The sequence below is a fragment of the Pseudonocardia sp. genome (assembly GCF_025965585.1).
Classification (GTDB): Bacteria; Actinomycetota; Actinomycetes; order Mycobacteriales; family Pseudonocardiaceae; genus Pseudonocardia.
This window is the reverse complement of the sequence record NZ_JAOPWR010000554.1, coordinates 1-8,083: the sequence shown is the minus strand read 5'-3', so window position 1 is coordinate 8,083 and position 8,083 is coordinate 1. Positions and strand designations below refer to the sequence as shown.

11 protein-coding genes and 3 pseudogenes are annotated in these 8,083 nt (G+C 70.3%); 9 read left to right on the top strand and 5 right to left on the bottom strand.

Features of this window, described 5'->3' with window-relative positions; genetic code table 11:
- From JWR81_RS34170 to JWR81_RS34140, 7 genes and pseudogenes are all read left to right on the top strand, one after another.
- Window positions 1-197 (top strand): annotated as a pseudogene (locus JWR81_RS34170) (slipin family protein); the annotation flags it as partial.
- Window positions 198-209: 12 nt separating this feature from the next.
- Complete coding sequence (locus JWR81_RS34165; RefSeq protein WP_297662239.1) at window positions 210-431, top strand: hypothetical protein; 222 nt, start codon at window positions 210-212, stop codon at window positions 429-431.
- Window positions 425-901 carry a mechanosensitive ion channel domain-containing protein gene (locus JWR81_RS34160; protein WP_297662237.1) on the top strand — a complete coding sequence of 159 codons (477 nt, stop codon included), beginning with the start codon at window positions 425-427 and terminating at the stop codon, window positions 899-901. Before JWR81_RS34165 ends, JWR81_RS34160 begins: the two co-directional genes overlap by 7 nt.
- Window positions 838-1,083, top strand: a complete 246-nt coding sequence (locus JWR81_RS34155; protein ID WP_297662235.1) for a hypothetical protein — start codon at window positions 838-840, stop codon at window positions 1,081-1,083. The genes JWR81_RS34160 and JWR81_RS34155 overlap by 64 nt, the downstream gene beginning before the upstream one ends.
- Before the next feature lie 356 nt (window positions 1,084-1,439).
- A complete protein-coding gene (locus tag JWR81_RS34150; protein ID WP_297662233.1) occupies window positions 1,440-1,595 on the top strand; it encodes a BON domain-containing protein in 156 nt (51 codons plus the stop codon).
- A 9-nt stretch (window positions 1,596-1,604) separates the two neighbouring features.
- A complete protein-coding gene (locus tag JWR81_RS34145; RefSeq protein ID WP_297662231.1) occupies window positions 1,605-2,051 on the top strand; it encodes a BON domain-containing protein in 447 nt (148 codons plus the stop codon).
- Between the two features lie 58 nt (window positions 2,052-2,109).
- The gene (locus JWR81_RS34140; protein ID WP_297662229.1) at window positions 2,110-2,565 is read left to right on the top strand and encodes a BON domain-containing protein; all 456 of its coding nucleotides are present in this window, start codon (window positions 2,110-2,112) and stop codon (window positions 2,563-2,565) included.
- A gap of 169 nt (window positions 2,566-2,734) precedes the next feature.
- Here the strand turns inward: JWR81_RS34140 and JWR81_RS34135 are convergent, their stop codons facing one another.
- The 3 genes from JWR81_RS34135 to JWR81_RS34125 all read right to left on the bottom strand — a co-directional run bounded on the left by JWR81_RS34135 (window position 2,735) and on the right by JWR81_RS34125 (window position 5,963).
- Entirely contained in the window at window positions 2,735-3,208 is a 474-nt protein-coding gene (locus JWR81_RS34135) for a DUF4352 domain-containing protein (protein ID WP_297662227.1), read from the bottom strand.
- Window positions 3,209-3,619: 411 nt separating this feature from the next.
- Window positions 3,620-4,030: a pyridoxamine 5'-phosphate oxidase family protein gene (locus JWR81_RS34130; protein WP_297662225.1), complete on the bottom strand. Its 411-nt coding sequence runs from the start codon at window positions 4,028-4,030 to the stop codon at window positions 3,620-3,622.
- 121 nt (window positions 4,031-4,151) lie between these two features.
- Window positions 4,152-5,963, bottom strand: a complete 1,812-nt coding sequence (locus tag JWR81_RS34125) for a GAF domain-containing protein (RefSeq protein WP_297662223.1) — start codon at window positions 5,961-5,963, stop codon at window positions 4,152-4,154.
- A 173-nt stretch (window positions 5,964-6,136) separates the two neighbouring features.
- On the opposite strand from JWR81_RS34125, the pseudogene JWR81_RS34120 reads away from it, so the two are divergent.
- Window positions 6,137-6,454, top strand: a pseudogene (locus JWR81_RS34120) (isocitrate/isopropylmalate family dehydrogenase); the annotation flags it as partial.
- Here JWR81_RS34120 and JWR81_RS34655 read toward each other — a convergent pair.
- Both JWR81_RS34655 and eno read right to left on the bottom strand, forming a co-directional pair.
- On the bottom strand, window positions 6,357-6,683 hold the full coding sequence (locus JWR81_RS34655; protein WP_367278900.1) for a universal stress protein: 327 nt from the start codon (window positions 6,681-6,683) through the stop codon (window positions 6,357-6,359). The pseudogene JWR81_RS34120 and the gene JWR81_RS34655 sit on opposite strands and share 98 nt — an antisense overlap.
- 54 nt (window positions 6,684-6,737) lie before the next feature.
- A pseudogene (gene eno, locus JWR81_RS34650) lies at window positions 6,738-6,980 on the bottom strand (phosphopyruvate hydratase); the annotation flags it as partial.
- 180 nt (window positions 6,981-7,160) lie between these two features.
- Here eno and JWR81_RS34110 point away from each other — a divergent pair.
- On the top strand, window positions 7,161-8,083 hold a 923-nt coding region (locus JWR81_RS34110; RefSeq protein ID WP_297662219.1), incomplete at its 3' end, for an aldehyde dehydrogenase family protein.

Sequence of the window (8,083 nt, the reverse complement as noted above, 5' to 3'; positions counted from 1 at the left end):
AGATCGGTGTCGACAAGAACACCACCGTCGTCTTCCCGGCGCCGCTGATGAGCACGATCGGCGAGCTGGGGTCGTTCCTGGCCCGGGAGACGGCCGCCGCAGCGGCGCAGCCGGGCCCGGCCTCCGTGGCCTACCCGATGCAGCCGCCGGCTGTGCCGTCGAGCAACGGCACCCCGCCCGTTCCGTCGGCGAACTGAACCCGGCCGCCTGTGGGGTCGCTGGCCGACGTCGCGTACTGGGCCCGGGGCAGCGGGCTGGAGATCGTGCTGCTCGTCCTGGGCTCGGTGCTGCTGACGAGGCTCGCGGCGTGGGTCCGCGGCCGGATGATCGGGCACGTCGACGCCCACGACGACAGCACCGAGTCGCTGGTGCGTTCGGAGGAGGCCAAGCACCGGCACGCGCTGATCCAGGTGCTCACCTGGGGGTGTTAGTGCTGGTGTACTGCGTGGCGGCGGTGCTTGTGGTGGCACGGCTGGGGATCCCGCTCACCGGGCTGGTGGCGCCGGCGACGATCATCGGGGTGGCGTTCGGGCTGGGCGGGCAGCGCATCGTGCAGGACGTGCTGGCCGGGTTCTTCATCATCGCCGAGCGTCAGTACGGGTTCGGGGACCTGGTGCGGGTGTCCACGACGGGCGTGGTGGGCGACGCGACGGGCACGGTGGAGGACGTGAACCTGCGCGTCATCCGGCTCCGGTCGGTCGACGGGGAAGTGATCATCGTGCCGAACGGGCAGATCGCCCGCACGGTGAACCTCTCCCGCGACTGGGCCCGCGCGGTGGTCGACGTGCCGATCCGGCGACGGTCGGGGTCGGCCGGGCCACGGAGATCCTGCAGCTGGTGGGGGCGGCCGCGTGGGGTGACGAGGAGCTGCGGGCGCTGCTGCTCGACGCGCCGACGGTGATGGGTGTGGAGACGATCGAGGTGGACGAGTTCCGGATCCGGATGGTGGCCCGCACGTTGCCGGGCAAGCAGTTCGCGGTGGGCCGGGAGCTGCGCACGCGGGTGGCGGTGGCGTTCCGCCGTGAGGGTTTGACGGTTCCGGCGGAGCTGGACACGGACCAGTCGACCGGCAGCTTCGGGTGACGGCACGGGTGCGGCTCTCCACCGTCGTCCTGACCGTGCTGTTCGCGGGGGTGCTGGCGCTCTACGTGCAGGTGCGGCCGTCGCGGGGACCGGCGCGGTCGAGACGTCGGCCGTGCCGACACCGACCCCTGCGCGGACCGTGCCCCGTACGAGCGAGCCCACCACCGTACCGACGTCAACACCCGTCCGCACGACGTCGACGGCACCGGAAGTCGCACCGACCTCGGACGGCGCCCGCCCGCGCCTGACCCCCGAGACGCCGCCCTCCACATCCGGGAGCGCGCCGGGCTGATGACGGTAGCGGGTGGTGACCTTCTGCCCTGTCCGGAGCGTGGCGGATCGCCGAGGCTCACGGTATGAGCCAGACACTGCGCAGATCCGATTCCGACATCAAGTCCGCGGTCATCGACGACGGGGCCGTCACGCTGTCCGGCGAGGTCGATAGCTACCCGGAGAAGCTCATGGCGACCAAGGCCGCCCAGCGCGTGCACGGCGTCACCGCCATCGCCTAGGAGATCACGTTGCGCACCCGGTGGAGCGAGGTCAACGACAGCGACATCGCCCGGGAGGCCGGTGAGGCGCTCGATCGTGCCGTCGACGTCCCGGGGTCGGTCAAGGCCGTGGTCCACGACCACGTCGTCACCCTGACCGGTGACGTGGACTGGCAGTTCCAGCGATCGGCTGCCGACCGTGCGGTCCGGTACGCGAAGGGCGTCACCAGCCTTCTGAACCTGGTGAAGATCCGTCCCGCCGTCATGGTGTCCGGGGTGAAGTCGTCGATCACGTCCGCGCTGGTCCGCACCGCCCGCCTGGAGAGCAGGAACATCCGCGTCACGACCGGGGCCGAGGGCGTGGTCACCCTGCACGGCACCGTGCGCTCGTGGGCCGAGCGCCGCGAGGCCGAGCAGGCGTGCTGGGCCGCACCGGGCGTCATCGAGGTCGTCAACGACCTGCACATCGAGTACTGAGCTCGGCCAGATCCCGACCCTGCTGCTCGCCCCGGATCGGGGCGGGCAGCGTCGTGTGATGAAGGGGAACCGGATGCGGGTGTGCGAGATGTCGGTGCTGGGCCCGACCGTGGCGGGCGAGCGGGCGCCCGATGCCGGCGCGCTTGTCGCCCATCCGCAGCAGGACGTGGCGGAGGTGATCGCCGTGCTGCGCCTGTCCGGGCTCGGCTGCCTCGCCGTGGTCGAGGACGGCGTGGTGGTCGGGGCGATCACCGAGCAGGACGTGGTCCGGGCACTCGCCCGGGACGACGCGGACATCCGTGACGACGTCCGGTGTCGGCTCGCCAGGCACCGGGGGCTCGGGCGGTGGACCGTGACCGTGCGCGGCGGTGACGTCGTCCTCACCGGGCCCACCCCCGATCCGGTCGAATGCATCGCCGTCACGGCGATCGCGGGATCGGTGGTCGGCGTGACGGGGACGCGGTTCACGGGGCACAGCCCGCTCAAGCAGGGACAATTCTCGGCCGGTGCTTAGCACCCGGTCGTGGCTCATCCCGGGGGATCGGATTTCCCATGTCGACACGCAGCGCGTGGGCGCACGGGAAGTGCCCGACCCGTGCCGGCGGTCGTGACCGCAGGACTCGGGCCGGGCGGCGGGTTCCGTATGCCTTACGTCACGCCGCAACCGTGGTTGCAGGTGACTATCAGGCCTTGTTCAGCCAGGCGATCCGGTCGCCGGAGAAGATCGAGCCCTGATAGAGGACGATGTGCTGACCGGGCGTGCCACTCTTGTTGTCGAAGCACACGTCGCCGGAGACGTTTCCGCCGGGCTCGAGTTCGCCTGAGTCGAGCATCTTCTGGCTGCCGCCGAATGTCGTGGACAGGATGGTGCCGTCCGGATCCTGCATCTTCCAGTCGAAGGCGTTGAATGACACCGTTGCGGTGGTCCCGTTGCTGTAGTGGACTGCGGTGCACAGAGACTTGCCGTATGTACTGTCGCCGGCCTTCACAGCGCTGCTGGTCAACGAGAGGCCGTCTTTGACCACCGTCTCCCCGGCTTGTGCGACTCGGCCATTGGTCGTGGCCCCCGGGAAGGCGGGCGATGCGGCACCAGGATCCTGTGTGGTCTGTGATCCGGACTGCGGGGTTGCGTTCACCGCTTGATCGATCGAACTCACAGCCGAACGGGTCACACGAAGCCGAGGATGACCCCGGCGAGCAAGAGTGCCAGACCGATGACTGACCTGATGCGGTTGGAGAAGAAGATCCCCACCAGCCCCAGAATGACTCCCACGAATCCGAGGATGATGCCGAGAATGTTGATGAAGGGGATTTATGAGAAGGGCAGAGAAAGGGCGCCCATCACTATCGCCGTGATGGCGAGACCGTTCCCTCTCGGCTTTCGAGGAGGAGTCGGCGGTACGGACGGCGGGGCTGCCGGATACGCGGTCATGATTACTCCGAATCGACGATGAAGCCGGGTATGCAATGTGCGGGTGCACCGTCGCGGAACTGGGCCATCTGGAGCTAGAGGCGTTGGTCCATAAGGGTCTGGGTGGATCGAGGCCGATCGAGGTTCCCTGGAGGCGCTAGCCCGGTTCGGCCGGATGCACGCGTTGGCCGGTGAGGTTGCGGAGCCGGATCGCGATGACGGTCGACTGCGGTGACGCGGTTTCGAGCACCGTCAGGGGCAGGCCGGTTAACCGGGCCAGCCTCGCCGGGTCGCGGACCTCGTAGGCCTCGCCGACACCGAGGACGCTCCAGCCGGTGAGGGTGTTCGGGTCGATGTTGTCGGCCTCGAAGGCGACCACGTCCTTGCGGGCGGCGCCGATCGGGCCACTGGCCCGGAACACGATCTCGTCGCCGTCGACGAGGAACGCGACAGGTTGGGCAGCGGGCATAGCCAAAGCGGTGAACACGACGCGTCCGACCGCCGCTCCGGCCAGCAGTTGCAGGCACTCTTCGCGGTCGATCGCGGCGGGCGGAGCAGGTACGGCCATCATCGGCATCGTCGACCTCAGTTCGGTTGCTGTTCCTCCCACGATGCCGTCCGGGACAGCGGAGCGAGCAGAGGACAACGTCCCCCTTCCGGACGCGGTCGGTCCGTCCTCGGGGTGAGACTCAGCGGTGGGGAATCGACCAGGACAGCCACGTGCCCTGTGTTTCGTAGGGGGCGAGGGTGAAGGTCCCGCCCCGCAGCTCGGCGCGGCGGCGCAGGTTCGCCAGCCCACTGCGCCGGCCGGTCGGGCCGATGCCGACGCCGGTGTCGCGGATGTCGAGGGTCAACCGGTCGGGGCCGGAGACGAGATCGACCTCAGCGGAGCGGGCGTGGGCGTGGCGGGCGATGTTGGTGAGGGCCTCGCGCAGCACGGCGAGCAGGTCGGCCACAACGTCGTCGGACAGCGTGTTCTCCAGCAGTCCGGAGAACCGCACGGTGGGTTCGAACCCGAGCATCGGCGCGACGTCGGCGACGACGTCGAGCAGCCGGGCCCGCACGCCACTCGGTGCGGCGCCGACGACCTGCTGGAGCCCGAAGATGGTAGTGCGGACCTGGCTGATGGTGTCGTCGAGGTCGCCGATGGTGGCCTGGACCCGGTCGTGGGCCTTCCCCGCGGGGAGCCCGCCGAGCACGCTCTGCAGGGTCAGTCCCGAGGCGAAGAGCCGCTGGATGACGTGGTCGTGCAGGTCGGCGGCGATGCGGTCGCGCTCGTCGAGCATCGTGGCGCGTTGCTGCTCCCGGCGGGACTCGGCGAGCTCGAGTGCGAGGGAGGCCTGGTTGGCGAACACCGTGGCGGTGTCGAGGTCGTCGGCGGTGAACTCGGCCCGGCCACGGACCCGCACCGCGGTGAGCACGCCGTGGGTGCGCTTCGGACCCAGCAGCGGCATGACCAGCATCGGACCGACGTCCAGCATGCGCGAGGTGATGGAGGTGCGGCCTTGGAGGTTGTCGGGGCCGGAGACCCGCTGGGGGATACCGCTGACGAACACCTGACCGGACAGCGTCCCCGCGCTGAGCGGGACGCGGCGGCCGCGGAAGTCGTCGGCGCCGGTGCCGACGGCGATCTCGATCCGCAGGTCGTCGCTGTTTCCGTCGGGAAGCACGACGGTGACGAGGTCGGCGTGGGCGACGGCGAGACTGCGTTCGGCGATGAACTGCAACGGATCTCCGACGGCCTCGCCTGCGGCGTCGGTGGGGTCGGCGGGGTCGGGGACGGCGAGCAGTCGCCGGGTGATGGCGGCAGAGGCCTGCAGCCACTCGTGGCGATTACGTGCCGCATCGAAGAGCCGGGAGTTGTCGATGGCCATCCCTGCCGTGGTGGCGAGGGCCTGGATGAGGGCGACGTCCTCGCTGCTGAACTCCCCGCGCGTGCTTTCGCACAGGTAGAGGTTGCCGTAGACCTCGCCGCGGACCCGGATCGGGACGCCGAGGAAGCTGTCCATCGGGGGATGGCCGTCGGGAAAGCCGGAGGAGCGGGGGTCGTCGGAGATCCGCCGCAGCCGGATCGGCTCGGGGTTCTCGATCAGTGCTCCGAGCAGGCCCTTGCCCTGCGGGAGGTCTCCGATCCCGGCGACCACCTCGGCCGCCATGCCGATGTGGATGAACTCCGCGAGGTGCCCGTCGGGAGCGATCACACCGACGGCGGCGTAGCGGGCGCCGATGAGGTCGCGGGCGGCCTCGACGATGTGGCGCAACAGCACGGGCAACGCCAGATCACTGCTGATCACCTGGTTGGCCTTCAGCAGACCCCGCAGCCGGCCCTGAGTGACCTGGACCTCCTGCGCGCGCTCGACCAGCTGCCCGAGCAGCTGGTCGAGTTCCAGCCGTGGCAGGTCGGGGAAGGTCAACCCCGTGCCCGCTGGTAGCGGCTGGTCGGGCGCGGTGCCGGGCCGGCCGGCCTGGCGGTCAGGCCCGGCCGGCGGAGCGGAACTCATCGGGGCCCCTCTGGACGTCGTCGAAGACCGACACGTCACCGAGGTCCGAGGCGACCAGCTCAGGACACCACAACAAGGGCCGGACGGCTACCGCTAGGGGTGGGGGGTGAAGGCCAGGTGCCGGGAGATCACGTCGGCGGCGACGTCGGGGAGCAACCGGCCGGTGGCGTAGGCAGGCCCCGCACGGCACCGTCACCCGGCACTTCCGCCGCCACCAGCAGGGCGAGCCGACCTCCACGAACCCGATCGCGTCGATCTACGCGTGGACCCGGGGTCTGGCGCACCGCGGCCGGTTGGACGGCAACGCCGAGCTGGTGGGCTTCTGCGAGGCGCTCGAGCGGGTGGTGGTCGAGACGGTGGAGAGCGGTGCCATGACCAAGGACCTGGCGCTGCTCATCGGCCCGGATGCGCCGTACCAGAGCACCGAGGAGTTCCTCGCCACGCTGGGCGAGAACCTCCGGAATGCGGTGGCGGCGGCTCCGGCCGGCTGAGCGGAGCGTCGTCCGGTGGCGGCACGACGAGAACCGGCCGGTGCTGGCCACCGATGACACCGTGCGACACGGAACGCCCCAGCAGCCTCGCCACGGCCGCGCCGAAGCCCTCGCCGCGCGTTCCCACGATGATCATCAGGGCGTCGTGCTCCGCGGCGACGGCGGCCAGGAGCGCGACGGGGTCCCCGTGGGAGGCGTGGTAGGTCCAGCTCGCCGGAGCACCCGCCATGGCCGCATCGACCTGTCGGTGCTGCTCGGCCAGGACTCGTGCGCCCTGCTGCTCCCAGTCGGCGATCTCGGAGCCGACGTGGCCGACCGCCCGCAGAACCCCGGCTCCGGCGAAGCGGGCCGGGTCGCCGTCGCGCATCTCGACCGCCTCGCGGGTGCCCGTCGGCGCGCCTGAGGGCACGCCCGACGTGCCTGTCGATCCGTCGCCGAGGGTGATCCGCACGGCGACGGTCGGACGCCCGCGGGAGTCGAGGATCTCCAGTGCCGTTAGCGATCGGACGTCGAAGAACGTCCGCATGTCGTGATGGCCGTGCCGTGATGCGTGGTCATGCGACCGACGCTAGGCGCGGAGCAGGTGCGCACAGCAGGGCCGAAGTTCCCCGATCGTCCCTGTCCCGCGGGACGTTCAACCCCTGCTGGGTCGGCCGGATCGGGGGTTCAGTGCGGGGTGAGTCGCTTTCCGTGAAAGGGGAATGACATGCAGTACATCCCGCCCGGCCGCCCCGGCAGCATCGTCGAGGTCGCTCCGCGTTACGAGAACTTCATCGGTGGCAAGTGGTTGGCCCCGACCGAGGGCCACTACCGGGTCGACGTGAGCCCGGTGGACGGCAGCCCGATCGCGGAGGTCGCCAGCTCGACCCCGGCCGACGTCGAGCTCGCGTTGGACGCCGCCCACGCCGCGAAGGACGCGTGGGGCGCGGCCACGGCCACCGAGCGTGCCGCGGTGCTCAACGCGATCGCCGACGCCATCACGGCGAACGCGGAGATGCTCGCCGTGGCCGAGAGCTGGGAGAACGGCAAGCCGGTGCGCGAGACCCTGGCCGCCGACATCCCGCTCATGGCGGATCACTTCCGCTACTTCGCCGCGGCGATCCGCGCCGAGGAGGGCCGCTCCACCGAGGTCGAAAAGGACCTCGTGGCCTACCACTTCCGGGAGCCCCTCGGCGTGGTCGGGCAGATCATCCCGTTCAACTTCCCCCTGCTCATGGCGGCCTGGAAGCTCGCCCCGGCCCTCGCCGCGGGCAACTGCTCGGTGCTCAAGCCGGCCTCCCCGACGCCGTGGTCGATCCTCAAGCTCGCCGAGGTGATCGAGGACGTCGTGCCGCCAGGTGTCGTCAACATCATCAACGGACCGGGAGCCGAGATCGGCAAGGCGCTGGCGTCCAACCCGCGGATCCAGAAGGTCTCCTTCACCGGGGAGACGGTGACCGGCCGGCTGATCATGCAGTACGCGGCCCAGAACCTGATCCCGTCCACCGTCGAGCTCGGCGGGAAGAGCCCCAACATCTTCTTCGCCGACGTCATGGACCACGACGACGCGTTCCTGGACAAGGCGATCGAGGGCTTCGTGCTCTTCGCGTTCAACAAGGGCGAGGTCTGCACCGCCCCGTCGCGGGCGCT

Bases quoted from the DNA above. Each gene is read 5' to 3' on its own strand.
- JWR81_RS34150 (WP_297662233.1), top strand. From the start codon at position 1,440: ATGAGCCAGACACTGCGCAGATCCGATTCCGACATCAAGTCCGCGGTC.
- JWR81_RS34140 (WP_297662229.1), top strand. From the start codon at position 2,110: ATGAAGGGGAACCGGATGCGGGTGTGCGAGATGTCGGTGCTGGGCCCG.
- JWR81_RS34130 (WP_297662225.1), bottom strand. From the start codon at position 4,030: ATGGCCGTACCTGCTCCGCCCGCCGCGATCGACCGCGAAGAGTGCCTG.
- JWR81_RS34125 (WP_297662223.1), bottom strand. From the start codon at position 5,963: ATGAGTTCCGCTCCGCCGGCCGGGCCTGACCGCCAGGCCGGCCGGCCC.
- JWR81_RS34655 (WP_367278900.1), bottom strand. From the start codon at position 6,683: ATGGCGGGTGCTCCGGCGAGCTGGACCTACCACGCCTCCCACGGGGAC.